The 17,737-nt window shown below is 59.5% G+C and carries 14 protein-coding genes; 12 read left to right on the forward strand and 2 right to left on the reverse strand.

Features of this window, described 5'->3' with window-relative positions:
* The first annotated feature begins 91 nt into the window (after positions 1–91).
* The 4 genes from CHU70_RS10170 to metH are packed head-to-tail and all read left to right on the forward strand — an operon-like array spanning position 92 to position 6,466.
* On the forward strand, positions 92–973 hold the full coding sequence (locus CHU70_RS10170) for an undecaprenyl-diphosphate phosphatase (RefSeq protein ID WP_040361409.1): 882 nt from the start codon (positions 92–94) through the stop codon (positions 971–973).
* 18 nt (positions 974–991) lie between these two features.
* Positions 992–2,347: a cysteine--1-D-myo-inosityl 2-amino-2-deoxy-alpha-D-glucopyranoside ligase gene (mshC, locus tag CHU70_RS10175; protein ID WP_070604591.1), complete on the forward strand. Its 1,356-nt coding sequence runs from the start codon at positions 992–994 to the stop codon at positions 2,345–2,347.
* 2 nt (positions 2,348–2,349) lie between these two features.
* Complete coding sequence (locus CHU70_RS10180) at positions 2,350–2,757, forward strand: hypothetical protein (RefSeq protein ID WP_016422788.1); 408 nt, start codon at positions 2,350–2,352, stop codon at positions 2,755–2,757.
* Between the two features lie 49 nt (positions 2,758–2,806).
* Positions 2,807–6,466 (forward strand): methionine synthase, encoded by a 3,660-nt coding sequence (metH, locus tag CHU70_RS10185; protein WP_070429709.1) that lies wholly within the window; start codon positions 2,807–2,809, stop codon positions 6,464–6,466.
* 7 nt (positions 6,467–6,473) lie between these two features.
* Here metH and CHU70_RS10190 read toward each other — a convergent pair whose 3' ends face one another.
* A complete protein-coding gene (locus tag CHU70_RS10190; protein WP_016422790.1) occupies positions 6,474–7,379 on the reverse strand; it encodes a thioesterase family protein in 906 nt (301 codons plus the stop codon).
* A gap of 155 nt (positions 7,380–7,534) precedes the next feature.
* Between CHU70_RS10190 and CHU70_RS10195 the strand changes: the two genes are divergently transcribed.
* The 5 genes from CHU70_RS10195 (at position 7,535) to CHU70_RS10215 (ending at position 12,424) form a co-directional block, all read left to right on the forward strand.
* On the forward strand, positions 7,535–8,218 hold the full coding sequence (locus CHU70_RS10195; protein ID WP_080971467.1) for an HAD family phosphatase: 684 nt from the start codon (positions 7,535–7,537) through the stop codon (positions 8,216–8,218).
* A gap of 22 nt (positions 8,219–8,240) precedes the next feature.
* Positions 8,241–8,504, forward strand: coding sequence for a phosphoribosyl-ATP diphosphatase (locus tag CHU70_RS10200; protein ID WP_005510825.1), 264 nt, complete (start codon positions 8,241–8,243; stop codon positions 8,502–8,504).
* 14 nt (positions 8,505–8,518) lie between these two features.
* On the forward strand, positions 8,519–9,364 hold the full coding sequence (hisG, locus tag CHU70_RS10205) for an ATP phosphoribosyltransferase (RefSeq protein ID WP_016422792.1): 846 nt from the start codon (positions 8,519–8,521) through the stop codon (positions 9,362–9,364).
* A 258-nt stretch (positions 9,365–9,622) separates the two neighbouring features.
* On the forward strand, positions 9,623–11,071 hold the full coding sequence (aspA, locus tag CHU70_RS10210; RefSeq protein ID WP_147739803.1) for an aspartate ammonia-lyase: 1,449 nt from the start codon (positions 9,623–9,625) through the stop codon (positions 11,069–11,071).
* A gap of 39 nt (positions 11,072–11,110) precedes the next feature.
* Positions 11,111–12,424, forward strand: a complete 1,314-nt coding sequence (locus CHU70_RS10215; protein WP_070706045.1) for an anaerobic C4-dicarboxylate transporter — start codon at positions 11,111–11,113, stop codon at positions 12,422–12,424.
* A gap of 181 nt (positions 12,425–12,605) precedes the next feature.
* Here the strand turns inward: CHU70_RS10215 and CHU70_RS10220 are convergent, their stop codons facing one another.
* Positions 12,606–13,493, reverse strand: coding sequence for a RecB family exonuclease (locus CHU70_RS10220; RefSeq protein WP_049170646.1), 888 nt, complete (start codon positions 13,491–13,493; stop codon positions 12,606–12,608).
* 85 nt (positions 13,494–13,578) lie between these two features.
* Between CHU70_RS10220 and CHU70_RS10225 the strand changes: the two genes are divergently transcribed.
* From CHU70_RS10225 to dop, 3 genes are all read left to right on the forward strand, one after another.
* On the forward strand, positions 13,579–14,421 hold the full coding sequence (locus tag CHU70_RS10225) for a tRNA (adenine-N1)-methyltransferase (RefSeq protein WP_049170556.1): 843 nt from the start codon (positions 13,579–13,581) through the stop codon (positions 14,419–14,421).
* 109 nt (positions 14,422–14,530) lie between these two features.
* The gene (gene arc, locus CHU70_RS10230) at positions 14,531–16,108 is read left to right on the forward strand and encodes a proteasome ATPase (protein ID WP_126108030.1); all 1,578 of its coding nucleotides are present in this window, start codon (positions 14,531–14,533) and stop codon (positions 16,106–16,108) included.
* Positions 16,101–17,678 (forward strand): depupylase/deamidase Dop, encoded by a 1,578-nt coding sequence (dop, locus tag CHU70_RS10235; RefSeq protein ID WP_049170549.1) that lies wholly within the window; start codon positions 16,101–16,103, stop codon positions 17,676–17,678. Before arc ends, dop begins: the two co-directional genes overlap by 8 nt.
* Positions 17,679–17,737 lie beyond the last annotated feature (59 nt).

The following is a 17,737-nucleotide window of genomic DNA, read 5'->3' on the forward strand; positions in this document are numbered from 1 at the left end:
TTCCGCGGGAGAGGTCTCGCTATCGCCGCACCGAAACCTCGCTATAGCCACAACACAAACCGGACGAGTAGCCTATACACCCGTGACTATCATGACGACACTAAGCGCCTCAGCAGATACCGCTGCCGATACCGCCGGCACCGGTATGACCTGGGCGCAGACAATCATCCTGTCCGTAGTGCAAGGTCTGACGGAATTTCTCCCGGTGAGTTCCTCGGGGCACCTTCGGATTGTCTCCGAGCTGCTGTGGGGCCAGGACGCCGGTGCATCCTTCACCGCTGTGGTGCAGCTTGGCACCGAATTGGCTGTGTTGGTGTTCTTCGCCAAGGACATCTGGCAGATCCTCACTGGCTGGTTTGCCGGTCTGTTCAATAAGGAAGCCCGCGGTTTCAACTACCGCATGGGTTGGATGGTGATTGTCGGTACGCTGCCGATTGCCATCATCGGTGTGCTGGGGAAGGACCTCATCCGCGATAACCTGCGCAATCTCTGGATTACAGCCGCTGTGTTGGTGCTTTTCTCCTTTGTCTTTATCGCCGCAGAGAAGTTCGGCCGTCGTGAGCGCAACTATGAAGAGCTGACCATGCGAGATGCCATCGTCATGGGTTTCGCGCAGTGCCTGGCGCTCATTCCGGGTGTGTCGCGCTCGGGCGGTACGGTGTCTGCCGGCCTGTTCTTGCACTTGGACCGAGAGGTTGCAACGCGTTTTTCCTTCCTGCTGGCTATCCCCGCTGTTTTCGCTGCTGGAATTTTTTCGCTTCCAGACGCGTTTGACCCTGCGGCGGGACAGGCCGCTAGTGGAGCGCAATTGGCCATCGGTACGCTGATTGCCTTCGTCGTCGGCTATGCGTCTATTGCATGGCTGCTGAAGTTCGTGTCGAACCACTCCTTCGCTTGGTTCGCCGCGTACCGCATCCCGGTCGGTTTGATTGTTATGGTGTTGCTCGGCTTCGGCACGATCAACGCTGTTTAGTGAGGTAGTGAGTATTTAATGCATTCGTGGCCCCAACCACAGGTTCCCAGTCTCGGCGATGCGCGTTTCGATGTGTTCAACCGCGCCAGCAATACAGGTAAGGCGCATTCGCTTGACGACGAAAGCTCAACATCGGTACCCCTACGCCTCTACGACACCGCGGATCAGAAGGTCTCCCAGGTGGAAGCGGGACCGGAGGCGACCATGTACGTGTGTGGCATCACACCCTATGACGCCACGCACCTGGGGCACGCAGCAACCTACCTCACCTTTGATCTGATTTACCGTCAGCTGCTGGATAATGGACACTCGGTGCATTACGTGCAGAACATCACCGATGTCGATGACCCGTTGTTCGAACGTGCGGAGCGCGATGGGGTGGACTGGCGCGAGCTGGGCACCTCGCAGATTGATTTGTTTCGCTCGGATATGGAAAACCTGTCGGTGATTCCACCGCGCGACTACATCGGCGCCATTGAGTCCGTGGGCGAGGTCGTGGAAATGGTCGAGAAGCTGCTGGAGAATGGCTCGGCCTACCAGCTCACCGATGACGAGTACCCGGATGTGTACTTCCGCAAGAGTGCCACTGAGAACTTTGGTTACGAGTCCAATTACTCGGCAGAGCAGATGGCGGAGTTCTTTGCGGAGCGCGGTGGCGACCCGGATCGCCCGGGCAAGGAGGACCCACTGGACGCGCTGGTGTGGCGTGCCGCTCGCCCCGGGGAGCCAAGCTGGGAGGCTCCTTTTGGTGCGGGCCGGCCGGGTTGGCACATTGAGTGCTCGGCGATTGCCACCAACCGCCTGGGTAAGAGCTTCGACATTCAGGGCGGTGGCTCGGATCTCGCGTTCCCGCACCACGAGTTCTCGGCGGCTCACGCTGAAGCCGCTACTGGCTGTGCACGTATGGCGCGCCATTATGTTCACGCTGGCATGATTGCGCTCGACGGCGTGAAGATGTCCAAGTCGCTGGGCAACCTGGTGTTTGTCTCCAAGCTGGTGGCCGCCGGCGTCGACCCGAGTGCTATTCGCATTGGCGTCTTCGCCAGCCATTACCGCTCTGATCGCGATTGGTCGGACGAGGTGCTGGAGGCGGCCAAGGCACGTCACGAGGCCTGGCGTGCGGCTTGCGCAACTACAAAGACTGCCACCGATGAGAAGGCTGTGAGCGCAGCAGCGGCACTGGTTGCCGATGTGCGCGCAAGCCTGGCCAATGACCTGGATACGCCGGCTGCTCTGGCCGCTATCGATGCCTGGGCTGCGGAGTGGTCCTCGGATACCAGCAACAAGGCAGATGCTGGCACAGTAACCGGCGCAGCGGGTGCCGGAGAATTCGTTGCCGCCGCGCTGGACGCGCTGCTTGGCGTTAAAATTTGAGCATGAGCAACTCAGATCTGTCTGCTGTCGAAGTAACGCAAGAGAACATCGATAAGCTAGTTGCCGATTTGCGCATGTTTGCCACCGGCAGCTACCTGCAGCCCGAGGAACGCGAGTTCTGGGAGCCACTTTTTGACGAATCGGTAGCCGACCAGGTCGGGGAAGCCCTCCGTGAGGCCGCCGCTGGTATTGATCAGGCGGCGGAACTGGCCGTCGATAAGCGAGAAGAAGCCGCAACGCAGGCGGTAGAGAACTGCCTACAGCGCGTGGCTGCGATTGAGCATGAGCACGGTGGCTCGATTTTTGATGAGGAGCTCGACGAGATTCTCGCGATTATCAATTCCGCAACGAAGGCTGTCGGTTTGGACCTGCCTGCGGTGAAGGCGGAAAGCTACTTTGAGATGGAATAACCAGCCCGATTAACGGCGCGGTTATGAAAGTAGACTAAGGTGTCTATTCATGACTGATCGCCACTCTTCCGAGTTCCTCACCGCACTGCACAGCCGTGTACTCATTGGCGATGGCGCCATGGGTACCCAGCTGCAGTCTTTTGACCTCGACGTTGACGCGGACTTCCTCGGCTACGAGGGCTGTAATGAGATTCTCAATGACACTCGTCCCGACATCATCGAGACGATTCACCGGCGTTATTTCGAGGCCGGCGCCGACCTGGTGGAAACCAATACCTTCGGCTGCAACTTCCCGAACCTCGCGGATTACGACATTGAAGACCGTATCCAGGAGCTAGCGCACAAGGGCACCGCAATCGCCCGCAAGGTCGCTGACGAAATGGGGCCGGGGCGCGAGGGTATGCGACGCTTTGTCCTTGGTTCGCTGGGCCCGGGCACGAAGCTGCCGTCTTTGGGGCACGCTCCGTACGCTCAGCTTCGCGACGCTTACACGGAGGCCGGACTCGGCATGATTTCCGGTGGCGCGGATGCGTTTTTGATTGAGACCTGTCAAGACTTGCTGCAGGTCAAGGCAGCAGTCAATGGCGTCAAGGCCGCCATGCGACAGGCTGAGAAGAAGATTCCGATTGTCGTCCACGTGACTGTCGAGACCACAGGCACCATGCTGATGGGCTCGGAGATTGGTGCAGCCCTGGCAGCGCTGCAGCCGCTGGGTATCGACATGATTGGCCTAAACTGTGCGACCGGCCCGGACGAGATGAGCGAGCACCTACGCTACCTGTCCAACTTCGCCTCCATTCCGGTATCGGTAATGCCGAATGCGGGTCTGCCAGTGCTGGGTAAGAACGGTGCGACCTACCCGCTGACCGCCCCAGAGCTGGCCACAGCGCTGCGCGGCTTTGTTGAAGAGTTTGGCCTGGCGATGGTCGGTGGCTGCTGTGGTACCACACCGGAGCATGTTTCCGCTGTTCGCGATGCTATTACCGGTGCAGGCGCTTACGCTGAGCAGGGCCCTGCTGTTCAGGCAGCACGCCCATCGACGGATCCGGATGCAAAGCCAATCGATGAGGTCGCTTCTCTGTACTCGGCAGCCCCGCTGACGCAGACAACCGGCATCACCATGATTGGTGAGCGCACCAACGCCAACGGTTCCAAGGCTTTCCGCGAGGCCATGCTGGCCGGCGATTGGGAGAAGTGCCTTAACACCGCCCGCGGTCAGGTCACCGATGGCGCACACATGATTGACCTGTGTGTGGACTACGTGGGGCGCGACGGTCGCGATGACATGGCAACCCTGGCATCGCAGATCGCCACCTCGGTGACGTTGCCGGTCATGCTGGACTCCACGGAACCGGAGGTTTTGAAGACTGGCCTGGAGCACCTCGGTGGTCGCTGCGCGGTCAACTCTGTGAACTTTGAAGACGGCGATGGCCCGGACTCGCGTTACCAGCGCATTATGCGCCAGGTTGTTGAGCACGGTGCTGCCGTGGTCGCTTTGACTATCGACGAAGAAGGTCAGGCGCGTACAAAGGACAAGAAGATTGAGATCGCCGAGCGTCTCATCGCCGACATCACCGGCACGTGGGGACTGCGCGAGCAGGACATTATTGTCGACTGTCTGACTTTCCCGATTTCCACTGGCCAGGAGGAAACTCGCCGCGACGGCATCGAAACCATCGAAGCCATCCGCGAACTTAAGCGTCGCCACCCGAACGTGCACACCACGCTCGGTCTGTCCAACATTTCCTTCGGTCTGAACCCGGCGGCTCGCCAGGTACTCAACTCGGTGTTCCTCAACGAGTGCATCGAGGCCGGCCTGGACTCCGCCATTGCCCACAGCTCCAAGATCTTGCCGATGAACAAGATTGACAACAAGCAGCGCGAAGTCGCTCTCGATATGGTGTACGACCGCCGTCGTGAAGCGGGACACCCCGACGGGGAGTACGACCCACTGCAGGTATTCATGGAGCTCTTTGAAGGAGTCTCCGCCGCTGACGCGAAGGACGCCCGGGCCGAAAAGCTTGCCGCCATGCCGCTGTTCGACCGCCTGGCGCAGCGCATCATCGACGGTGAGCGCACGGGTATCGAGGCTGACCTCGATGAGGGCATGAAGGAAAAGGAACCGCTGGCGATTGTTAACGAGGACCTGCTGCGTGGCATGCAGACCGTTGGTGACCTGTTCGGTTCCGGCCAGATGCAGCTGCCATTCGTGCTGCAGTCGGCCGAGACGATGAAGGCCGCGGTGGGCTACCTCGAGGGCTTTATGGATGCCGAGGATGCCACGGGCTCCAAGGGTTCGATTGTGCTGGCCACGGTGAAGGGCGATGTCCACGACATCGGCAAGAACCTGGTGGAGATTATTCTCTCCAACAACGGCTACACCGTGCATAACCTGGGCATTAAGCAGCCGATCGCTACGATTCTGTCCGCCGCCAAGGAACTGGATGTCGACGCCATCGGCATGTCCGGCCTGCTGGTGAAGTCCACTGTGGTGATGAAGGACAACCTGCTGGAGATCAACTCCGCCGGCGATGCCACCCGCTTCCCAGTACTGCTCGGCGGCGCCGCGCTGACGCGTAGCTACGTGGAAGACGACCTGTCCGAGCTCTACCACGGCGATGTCTACTACGGCAGGGATGCCTTCGAAGGACTGCGCATCATGGACGAGCTGATGGCAGCTAAGAAGGGCCTCGGCCCAGACGAGAATTCGCCAGAGGCCATTGCTGCCCGCGAGAAGAAGGAAGCTCGCCGCGCCCGCCGTGAGCGCTCCAAGCGCATCGCCGCGCAGCGCGCCGCCAAGGCTGCTGCTGAAGCCCCCGAGGTGCCGGAGCGTTCCGATGTCGCCGCTGATGTCCCCGTTGCGACACCGCCGTTCTGGGGAACCCGCATTGTCAAGGGCCTGCCCCTCGACGACTACCTGACCACCCTCGACGAACGCGCTCTGTTCATGGGGCAGTGGGGTCTGCGCGGCACCCGCGGCGACGAGGGACCGAGTTACGAGGAACTGGTCGAATCCGATGGTCGTCCACGCCTGCGCGCATGGCTGCAGCGCCTGCGCGCCGAGAACATCCTCCAGCATGCGGCTGTCGTCTATGGCTACTTCCCAGCAGTTTCTGAGGGCGATACCGTACACGTACTGCCGCTACCTGCGGAAGGGGAGCAGCCCGACCCCGCGGCAGAGCCAGTGGTGTCCTGGACCTTCCCGCGCCAGCAGCGTGGTCGCTTCCTATGCATTGCTGACTTCATTCGCTCGCGCGAAGATGCCATCGCCGCAGGACAGTCCGACGTCATGCCGTTCCAGCTGGTGACCATGGGACAGCCCATCGCTGACTTCGCCAACGATATTTACGCCAAGAACGAATACCGCGACTACCTGGAGGTTCACGGTATCGGCGTGCAGCTCACCGAGGCGCTGGCCGAGTACTGGCACCAGCGCATTCGCTCCGAGCTCGCGTTCTCCGACGGCACAAGTGTTGGCGCGGAAGACTCCGACGATACCCAGGACTTCTTTGACCTGAAGTACCGTGGCGCTCGTTACTCCTTCGGCTATGGTTCCTGCCCGGATCTGACCTTCCGTCAGGGCATGATTGACCTGCTGCAGCCGGAGCGCATCGGCGTGGAGCTCTCTGAGGAGCTCCAGCTGCACCCAGAGCAGTCCACCGATGCGTTCGTGCTCTACCACCCGGAAGCGAAGTACTTTAACGTGTAGCTTCGCGTTATCCCTGCGGTCGCACCAGCAAGGTCTGCATGCTGCGGCCGATGGGGCCGTGCACATCGTAGAGCTCGCCCGCGGTCATGCCGATTCCGTCCGGCCCAATGGAACCGCGGGCGGCGATGCCCACCCAGCCGCCGTCTTCCGACTGCAACTCCGATTCCGCCGACTTCTCCGAGGCGCCGAGCTGGGGGAGTCGGTGCAGGTGAACCACTAAGTCGGTATTCATAAACGCCCACTGGTGCGGGCTCAGCGTGGCCCCGATACCGTTGGCGGTATCAGCTACCTGCATGACTCGCTCCACCGCAGTCGGCTCCTCCCCGAGCACGATTGGGTACTGCGCGCGAACCCAGTGAATTTGCGTCTCGGCCAGCTCTTCCGTCGCGCCGGCGCGGGCTTCAATTGATTCGATGTAGCCGCCACTCCAATCGTCGGTAAGCGGAATGTACTCGGCGCTGCATTCCTCGGGCCCGGGCACCTGCTTGTCGAATGCACGCTCAATATCCCGCGTATCCGCAGTGGCCATCATCCATGCGGACGCCGTGGCAACTGGCCGCCAGGCACCCTTGACGTCGGCAAGCAATTCGGCTTCGACCTTGGCGATTTGCCGCCCCGGGCGCGAGACCCATGAGCGCGCGCGGAGCTCCGTGTACGGTACAGCCGACAACAGATCCACGGCGATGCGAGTAATACGCATCCCCTCGCTTTCCAGACGGCGGCGCTCCAACATGCGCGTCAGCAGCGCCGACGGCGGCGCACCGTGCTGAAACGGCCCCCACGCCCCATAAGTGAAGCTAGTGGGCATGAAGCGCTCGTAGCTGAGCTCGCCTTCGGTGACCGTCCCTAGCGGAATGAAGTATGCCTCGGGTTGGTCGATAGCCTGGGCGAGCGAATCTTCAGTGGTTGTCATAGCGAGTCGATGCCTTTCATTCACGCGGAACACGTTCATGCGGTGGTTTCATGCAGCACCGCAACATACTTTCCTTCCTGAAACTCTAAACCTTCATCCGACGGTTTTGCTGACATAATCGCTAAATGCTTGATTGCCTGGCATAGTCGCATGGTGTGAAAGCAATTTTGTGGGACATGGACGGCAGCCTCATCAACACGGAACCTCTGTGGGAGATTGCCACGTACGACCTCTCGGAATTCGTAGGCCGTCGCCTGACTCCGGAGTTGCGCATGCAGTGCGTCGGCAACACGCTCTGGGACACGCTGTCGATTTGTGCTGATCATGCGGGACGCACGCTTGACGACGAGCTGTTTGCCTCGGGCTCCCAATTCGTCGAAGGTCGCTTCACAGAATTGGTTCTAGAACATGGGGTGGAGTGGCGCCCGGGTGTGCCGGAGATTTTGGACCAGGCCCGAGCTGGTGACATTCCGGTGGTGTTGGTGACCAATACCCGTCGGCACGTGGCGCAACCCTGCATTGATGTCATGGGGGAGCAGCACTTCGCCGCAACAGTGTGTAGCGATGAGGTGGCCAACGGCAAACCGGCACCGGATCCGTACTTGCGTGGCGCAGAGCTAGCCGGATTTGCGCCAGAGGACTGCCTGGCTATCGAAGATTCCTCAACGGGGGTGCGCTCTGCACTCGCTGCGGGATGCACGGTGGTGTGGAATCCAATGCCGGATGTGAGCGTTTCGCAGGCTGATGTGGGGACGTTAGTACCCCCGGCGCGCTTCATTTCGGGCAATTTGGATACCTCGAATTTGGGCTTATTGCGGGCTGCTTTCGCGGGCGAGTAGACGACATGGAACAATAGACCGGGTGAAGAACTTTGATGACCTGTTTGCAGAGCTGAAGGAAAAAGCACAGTCGCGCCCCGAGGGATCGGGCACAGTCAAGGCGCTGGACGCTGGTGTGCATTTCCAGGGCAAGAAAATTGTCGAAGAGGCCGGTGAGGTCTGGCTTGCAGCTGAGCACGAATCTGACGAAGCCCTCGCAGAGGAGATTTCGCAGCTGTTGTACTGGCTGCAGGTGGTCATGGTCGGTCGCGGGCTGAGCCCCGAGGATGTTTACAAGTACCTGTAGGAGAAATCAACACCATGCTGCGTATTGCCGTGCCCAACAAGGGATCGCTGTCCGAGGCGGCAGTCGAAATCCTGAAGGAAGCTGGCTACCCGGGTCGAGGCGACTCCAAGAGCCTGACCATCCACGACGAAGCCAACGACATTGAGTTTTTCTTCCTCCGCCCGAAGGATATTCCTATCTACGTTGGCAACGGCCATCTGGATTTGGGCATCACCGGCCGCGACCTGGCCGCTGACTCGCTGGCTCCGGTCGATGAGGTTCTGAATCTGGGCTTCGGCGCCTCGACCTTCCGCTACGCCGCTCCGGCCGATGAGGAGTGGACCGTAGAAGCTCTGGAGGGCAAGCGCATTGCCACCTCGTACCCGAATCTGGTGCGCGAGGATCTGAAGGCTCGTGGCATTAACGCCACCGTCATTCGCCTTGATGGTGCAGTGGAGATTTCCATCCGCTTGGGAGTTGCCGACGTTATCGCCGATGTTGTCTCCACCGGTCGCACCCTGCGCAAGCAGGGATTGAAGCCATTCGGCGATGTTTTGGTCAGCTCTGAGGCAGTTGTTGTCGGACGCAAGGGTGTAGAGGTCACCGAGGAGCAGCAGGTGTTCCTGCGTCGCATGACCGGCATTCTGCATGCCAAGACGTACTTGATGATTGACTACAACATCCGTGCGTCCGCGCTGGAAGAGGCATCCAAGCTCACCCCGGGGCTGTCCGGCCCGACCGTGTCGCCGCTGGCTAACGAGGATTGGGTAGCAGTTCGCGCGCTAGTTCCGAAGGCAGAGGCCAACCCGCTCATGGACGCACTGGCAAAGATTGGTGCCGAGGCGATCTTGGCTTCGAATATCCGTATCGCGCGTATTTAAGTCACGCGAACCTTACACGCTATCCAGTGGGAGCTTCCTAGCTGAATCCACCCTTTACCTACGCTAGCGTAGGTAGTAATATTGACACTAAGAGTGCGCACGGCGTTAGCCGGACCGAAGCAGTAACTTTATGCCTGTACATGCGGCACATACGCCAGCACTGTAGTTTTGGCGGTGTAACCAATCATCGCCACTAAATGTGGCCCACAAGGCTGCGTCTACTAGGTCTGCTAAAAGGCTAGAAGGGATTGCTTCCACATGTCCGCAACACGTACCGAGGTCGACCTGCTTGGCTCTATGGAGGTCCCGGCAGAGGCTTACTACGGCATCCACACCCTGCGCGCAATCGACAACTACCAAATCTCAGCCAAGACCATCAACGACGTGCCCGAATTCATTCGTGGCATGGTGATGGTGAAGAAGGCCACGGCCATTGCCAACCAGCGCGTCCACACGCTGCCCAGCGATGTTGCAGACATCATCGTCGCCGCATGTGATGAAATCCTGGAAAAGGGACGCTGCATGGATCAGTTTCCAATCGATGTCTTCCAGGGTGGAGCTGGCACCAGTCTCAACATGAACACCAACGAGGTCATCGCTAACCTCGCTCTAGAACTGCTCGGCCTGGAAAAGGGCCGATACGACGTCATTCACCCCAACGATGATGTCAACCAGTGCCAGTCAACCAACGACGCCTACCCAACAGGTTTCCGTCTTGCTATCCACATGTCGCTACTGAGCTTGCAGAAGCACTTCGACTCCCTGGTTGAGGCCCTACACGCCAAGGGTGATGAATTCAACGACATCATCACAATGGGCCGCACGCAGCTGCAGGATGCCGTTCCCATGACCCTGGGACAGGCTTTCCACGCATTTGCCCACAACCTTGAGGAAGAGCAGGAGTCCATCGCAACTGCGTCGGCACGCCTGCTGCAAATCAACCTGGGAGCAACCGCTATCGGTACCGGCGTGAATGCGCCGGCAGGCTACCGCGAGGCCGTGACCCAGGCGCTACGTGAGGTCAGTGGCTTTAAGGTGACCTCTGCTAAGGACCTGATCGAAGCCACCAGCGATACCGGCGCCTACGTCAGCGTGCATGCATCCCTGAAGCGTGCGGCCATGAAGATTTCCAAGATGTGCAACGACCTGCGCCTGCTGGCATCGGGTCCACGAGCAGGACTGAATGAAATCAACCTGCCGGAGCGCGCCGCTGGGTCTTCGATTATGCCGGCAAAAGTTAACCCGGTAATCCCGGAGGTCGCGAACCAGGCCTGCTTCAAGGTCTTTGGCAACGACGTGACCCTGACCTGGGCAGCCGAGGCCGGTCAGTTGCAGCTAAACGTGATGGAGCCTGTCATCGGCGCATGCCTCTTCGAATCGATTGAACTGCTGCGCAACGCTACCGATACTCTGCGCGACAAGTGCATTACCGGCATCACCGCTAACCCGGAAGTCTGCCGCGGCTATGTGGAAAACTCCATCGGTATCGTGACCTACCTGAATCCGGTCATTGGCCACCACGAGGGCGATATGGTTGGCAAGGATGCCGCTCGCACTGGCCGCTCCGTCCGGGACATTGTCCTCGAACGCGGGCTGATGGACGAGAAGGAGCTCAACCAGGTCCTGAACACCGAGAACCTCATGCACCCGGAATACCGGGGGAAGCGCTACGTGGCAGGGGAGTCTCGCCTCGACGATTTGTCCTAAGCGGCAACAAGTCTAACGAGTGACTTTTCGGAGATACACATGTTAGTTGCCGTCCAAATCTTTATCGTTCTAGCAGCGATTGTCCTTGGCGCGCGTCTTGGTTCAATTGCTATCGGGTTCGCCGGTGGGCTGGGCGTTTTGGCGCTGGGCATCACCGGGGTTCCGGTCACCAAAGACGACATTCCGTTCGATGTCATCGGCATCATTATGTCGGTAATCGCGGCAATTGCCGCTATGCAGAAGGCCGGAGGCATGGACTATCTCGTCCACATTGCCGAACGGTTGCTGCGCAAGAATCCGCGACACATCACCTACTGGGCCCCGGTTGTCACCTACCTGATGACACTGCTCGCCGGCACCGGCCACACCGCATTTTCCACCCTCCCAGTTATCGCCGAAGTATCCAAGGAGGGAGGCGTTCGCCCGTCCCGCCCGCTGTCCGTGGCGGTCATCGCATCTCAGTTGGCGATTACGGCATCACCCATTTCAGCGGCTGTGGTGCTGATGGCTTCGCTCATGGAACCCCGCGGCGTTGGTTATCTCACACTCCTGGCGATTGTCATTCCTTCGACGTTCCTCGCCATCCTTCCGACCGCCTTTGTCACGAATCACCTAGGCAAAGAGCTTGACGACGATCCGGAGTATCAAAGCCGCTTGGAAAAGGGGTTAGTCTCCAAGCCACGTGGCCAGATGAGCGAATACGTGCCAACCAAGTCGGCCAAGTGGTCCGTGGCGATTTTCCTACTCTCGATTCTCGCGGTGATGGTCTACGCGACCATCAGCACTGAACAGGTCGGCCTCATCGCTGACCCCACGCTCCCACGAAACGAGGCGATCATGTCAATCATGTTGACCGCCGCCACTGTTATCGTGCTGGCCTGCAAGTTGGACGCGGCAACCATTTTGAACACACCGGTGTTCAAATCGGGCATGTCCGCCAGCGTCTGCGTTCTCGGTGTGGCGTGGCTGGGAACCACAATTATCAACCACTACATCGACGACATTAAGGCCGCGTCCGGCAGCCTACTGACCACAATGCCGTGGATGCTGGCAATCGTGCTATTCTTTGCGGCCGCATTGCTGTACTCGCAGGCGGCCACGGCAAAGGCCATCATGCCCGCTGCACTCGCGGTGGGAGTTTCTCCCATCACTGCGATTGCTTCCTTCGCAGCGACTTCCGCGCTATTCGTACTGCCTACTTACCCGACGCTCCTTGCCGCGGTGGAGATGGACGACACTGGCACAACCCGAATTGGCAAATACGTGTTTAACCACTCGTTCATCATCCCAGGCACCTTATGTATTGCCCTGTCTGTCGCGTTCGGTTTCGCCTTCGGCAGCGCACTGCTGTAGTGGGGGGGGGCTACCTAGAACACCGCATAGAGAAACTGACTAGGTTTATGACAAAATCGAAGCGGTTAAGTCCATTCACCTGTCATAAACCTAGTCAGTAACTTGTACTGACACCGTTACCGCCGACGGTGGCACCCCGCGAAAGCTAAGTTCGCCGCGAGAGCCACCCCATCCGCAGCTTTTACTCAGTGCCGCCATCGCCGACAGCACCCGGCCAACCGGGGTACTCCGGTGTGACCCCGCCATAGGCAGGGCACATCTCCTGGAAAGAACACCACCCGCAGAGCTTGGACTTCTTCGGTACAAAGTCACCGTTTTCACCGTCGCGCACGATCGCCGACCACAAGTCGGCAATCTCCGCTTGGAAGGCCTCTAATTCTGTCGCGTTGGGACTCAGCACCAGGTCATCGGCAACCTTCAGGTACATCAACCGCAGCTGTTCCGGGATACGACCGGTGAGCCGCCACCACACCAGCGCGTAAAACCGCATCTGGAAGAGCGCCTCATCCTGGAAGCGAGGAGAGGGCTTCTTGCCCGTCTTGTAGTCGACAATCCGGACCTCACCGGTCGGGGCAATATCGACGCGGTCGATAAAACCACGAAGTGGCACTGACAATGGCACAGTCTGATCCGCATCCGGATCGATAACCAGCTGAACGAACTTTTCCATCTCGGCCGCATCGAAGCCCATGGGGTTTTCCATCATGAAATACCCCTTGAGCAGGCCGCGGCATTCGACCAGGAAGTCGTAGTAATCATCCTCCGGAACTAGCTCAATCAGTTCCTCGTCCTTTGCACGCATGTCCTCCCAGGTCGGCTTCAGCCGTTTCACCGCTGCGGGGTAAGTGCGTTCTTCACGGGGCCAGGCATGCATCTGTTCGAGCACAGCATGCACCAACGTGCCCTTGACCTGCGCGACAGTCGACGGCTCCGGAATCTTGTCAATCGCACGGAACCGGTACTTCAGCGGGCACTGGCGGTAGTCATTAGCTCTCGACGGCGACAGCGCCAACTTAGAGCGGCGGGAAGGTTGAACTGCTGACTTAGAACTTTGGGCATTGTCGGGCATACTAGCCAGGTTAGAGTACCGCCCGGATTTGGCTGCACCCGACATGACCCGACCCAACCAAACCCCAAAAGGAGCCCACACACCTATGGCATTGAGCGGACCATTCCAAGTCGGCGACCGAGTCCAGCTGACTGACTCGAAGAATCGCCACTTCACCGTCATCCTCGAGGAGGGTGGCAAGTTCTTCACTCACCGCGGCACCATCCTCCACGACGACCTCATCGGCGCCAAGGAAGGCACCACCGTCACCTCCAGCGAAGGCACCGTCTACCTGGCCATGCGTCACTTGCTGGTCGATTACGTCCTGTCCATGCCGCGCGGTGCTGCGGTGATTTACCCGAAGGATGCTGCACAGATCATCGTCGAGGGCGACATCTTCCCAGGTGCGCGCGTGTTGGAGGCCGGCGCTGGCTCCGGCGCGCTCAGCCTCAACCTGCTCCGCGCCATCGGCGCTGACGGGCAGCTTATTTCCTACGAGGTCCGCGAGGATCACATCGAGCACGCGGAACGCAACGTTGTCGACTTCATGGGTCACAAGCCCGACAACTGGGACTTGCGCCTGGGCGATCTCAACGAGGCCTCCGTCGAGTCGCTCGGCGGCCCGGTCGACCGAGTCATTCTGGACATGCTCGCTCCATGGGAATGCCTGGACACCGTTTCGAAGGTGCTTCAGCCTGGCGGCGTGCTCATGGTCTATGTCGCCACTGTTCCGCAGCTAATGAAAGTCATGGAGGGCATCCGCGCGCAGAAGTGCTTCACCGAACCACGCGCCTGGGAATCCCTGGTCCGCGACTGGAATGTTCAGGATCTCTCCGTCCGCCCGGCGCACCGTATGCAGGCGCATACCGCATTCCTGGTGTGGGCACGCAGGCTTGCCGACGGCACGGTGCCTCCGCGCCCACAGCGACGAAATCAAAAGAAGCTCTAGACCCGCCGCTTCGCGCTGGGAGGTGTAGCCGTCGTAAAGCGTGATGCGACACACGGTCTAAATCGACCAAGCAACAACGGCATCTGGCCCTATGGGTAATCTGGGATACATGACAACGCCGTCTGACAAAATCCGTGATCTTGAGCAGAAGAACTACAACCTCGGCATTCGTAATAATCGCCTGGTTGAGCTGTTGCGGGACTCCCGTAACAAGCTAGAGCTACTGCGCCAAGACATGGAGGACATGCTGGAGCCGCCTAGCACGTACGGTATTTTCCTTAAGCCGGGGCCGGAGAAAGGCACCGCAGAGGTTTTTACCGGAAATCGACGGATGCGCCTGCGGGTGCAGCCGGAGATTAATGAGCGGGCGCTTCGGCCGGGTGCGCAGGTGCGTCTGAATGAGGGCTCGATAATCGTGGAGGACTGCGGTTATCCGGAAAGCGGCGACATCGCCAATGTTCGTGAGGTGCTGCCGGATCGGGAGCGCATTTTGGCCTCGGATACTCACGGTGAGGAATTCGTGGTGTCTCTGGCGGGGGATTTGTCGCCGAAGCCGGGGGACTCGGTGATGATTGACCGCAAGTCGGGCTATGCGTTTGAGGTCATTCCGAAGTCCGAGGTGGAAAACCTGGTGCTGGAAGAGGTACCGGATGTCACCTACACGGATATCGGTGGTTTGGACAGTCAGATTGAGCAGATTCACGATGCCGTGGAGATGCCGTTCCTGCAGCCAGAACTGTTTGAACAGTACAACCTGCGTCCGCCGAAGGGTGTGCTGCTCTACGGCCCTCCCGGCAATGGTAAGACGCTGATTGCCAAGGCTGTGGCTAATTCGTTGGCACGCAAGATTGCGCTATCCCGAGGCAAGAGCGAGGCGGAGGCGCAGCGGGCGCAATCGTACTTCTTGAATGTCAAGGGCCCGGAGCTGCTGAACAAGTTCGTGGGTGAGACCGAGCGTCAGATTCGCCTGATTTTTGACCGCGCTCGCGACATTGCCGAGGATGGCAAGCCGGTAATTGTCTTCTTCGATGAGATGGACTCGATTTTCCGCACTCGTGGTTCGGGCATCTCCTCGGATATGGAAAACACAGTGGTCCCGCAGCTGCTCAGTGAACTTGACGGTGTGGAGGGGCTGGAAAACGTCATCGTGATTGGTGCCACCAACCGCGAGGAGATGATTGACCCGGCAATTCTGCGCCCAGGACGCTTGGATGTGAAAATCCGCATTGAGCGCCCGAATGAGGCTGCGGCGAAGGATATCTTCCGCAAGTACTTGACTCCAGAGCTGCCGTATAAAGCAGCCGAGGTGGAAGCGCGCGGTGGGGTGGAGCAGAATGTCGCACACCTCATTGACCAGGTTGTTGAGCGGATGTACGCCAAGACGGAAGAAAACGAGTACGTGCGGATTCGCTATGCCGATGGCACCAGCGAAGTTATGTACTACCGCGATTTCAACTCCGGCGCGATGATTTCCAACATCGTCGACCGTGCGAAGAAGTCCGCCATCAAGTCGGTTATCGCTGGCGGCGAGGCTGGTATTAGCTTGGATCACCTGCTGTCTGCAGTGGCGGAGGAGTTCGCGCAGAACGAGGACCTGCCAAACACCTCGAACCCGGATGAGTGGGCTCGCATCTCCGGTCGTCCAGCGGCGCGCGTTGCCTCGGTCGAGGTGATTCGCCATGGCTAAATCCGCCGCCAGTTCTGCACAGTCGAACCGCTTCTTCGGCACGGAGATTGAGTACGGCATTTCCAGCCCGGACAACCCGGATGTCAGCCCAATTCTCACCTCCACGCAGGCCGTGCTCGCTTTCGCGCATGAGCAGGAGGAGGGCCTGTCGGGGCGCATCCGCTGGGATTACGCACCAGAGTCGCCACTGCGCGACAGCCGTGGTTTCGACCTGCGCCGTTACCACCAGCCACCGATTGTTGACCCGAATGCCGTCGGCGCTGCAAACCTGCTGGTGCAAAATGGTGCCCGTTTCTACGTCGATCACGCGCACCCGGAGTACTCCTCACCGGAGACGGCAACCGCCCGCGAGGCGGTTATCGCTGACCGCGCAGGTGACAAGATTATGCTGCGCGCAGCTCAGCTTGCCGCCGAAGCCACCGATGCTGAGGGCAATCCAGGTCCGATGCTGAAGCTCTACCGCAACAATGTCGATGGCAAGGGCGCCTCGTATGGTGCCCACGAGAACTACCTTTTCTCCCGAGAAACCGAGTTCGATGACATCGTCGCCGGTCTGACGCCGTTTTTCGTCACCCGCCAGGTGTTCACGGGCGCTGGTCGCGTGGGTCTGGGGCAGACGGGGCAGGAGTCGGGTTTCCAGATTTCGCAGCGCGCGGACTACATCGAGACTGAGGTCTCGCTGGAGACCACTTTGAACCGCGGCATCATCAACACCCGCGATGAACCACACGCAGACTCCGATCGCTTCCGCCGCCTGCACGTCATCATCGGTGATGCCAACATGAGCGAGGTCGCCACCTTCCTCAAGCTGGGCACCACAGGTTTGGTCATCGACGCCATCGAGGACGGCGTGCGTTTCGACGACCTGCAGCTCCGCAACCCCGTCGAGGCCGTCCATAAGGTCTCCCGAGACTTGACTTGCACCGAGAAGCTGCAGCTGGCAGACCATGTCACGTGGATGTCCGCAGTGGAAATGCAGTACGAGTACCTGCGTCGCGTGGAGAGCTACGACCAGCAGGGCGACGTCGTCAAGCTCTGGCGTGAAGTGCTCGACGTGCTTTCCGACGACCCCCGCAAGGCAGCCCATCTGCTGGATTGGGTGGCGAAATACAACCTCATGGAGGGCCTGCGTACCCGCCTGGGCGCGGGCTGGGACCACCCGAAGTTGGCGTTGATTGATATTCAGTACTCGGATATTGACCCTGCTCGTGGGCTGTACCATGCGCTGGTGCGCCGCGGTTCGATGCGCACACTCGTGACCGAGGAAGAAGTCGACCGAGCGGTTGAATACGCACCGGAGTCTACGCGTGCGTATGTACGCGGTGGCATTCTGCGCCGCTTTGGCAAGGATGTCGTCGCGGGCAGTTGGACCAGCTTGGTGGTGGACACCGCGGGGGTGTATCGGAGCACTCGTGACGTGGAGTCGCCTGGAATTACGCTGGCCTACATTACGCTGGATGAAGTTGACCGTTTCACTGCCGCAGAATGCGGTGACGTGTTGGAGTCTGCGGAGACAGTGGCCAAGGTGGTTGAGCATCTGCGTACTCTCGGGGCTATCCGCGAACAATAGGCACACATAGTGCAGTAATAGAGCAGTAATACTCAAAAGTTCATTTTTAAGGAGCAATA

It is taken from the genome of Corynebacterium sp. LK10 (genome assembly GCF_008042455.1).
In the GTDB taxonomy this organism is placed as follows: domain Bacteria; phylum Actinomycetota; class Actinomycetes; order Mycobacteriales; family Mycobacteriaceae; genus Corynebacterium; species Corynebacterium jeikeium_D.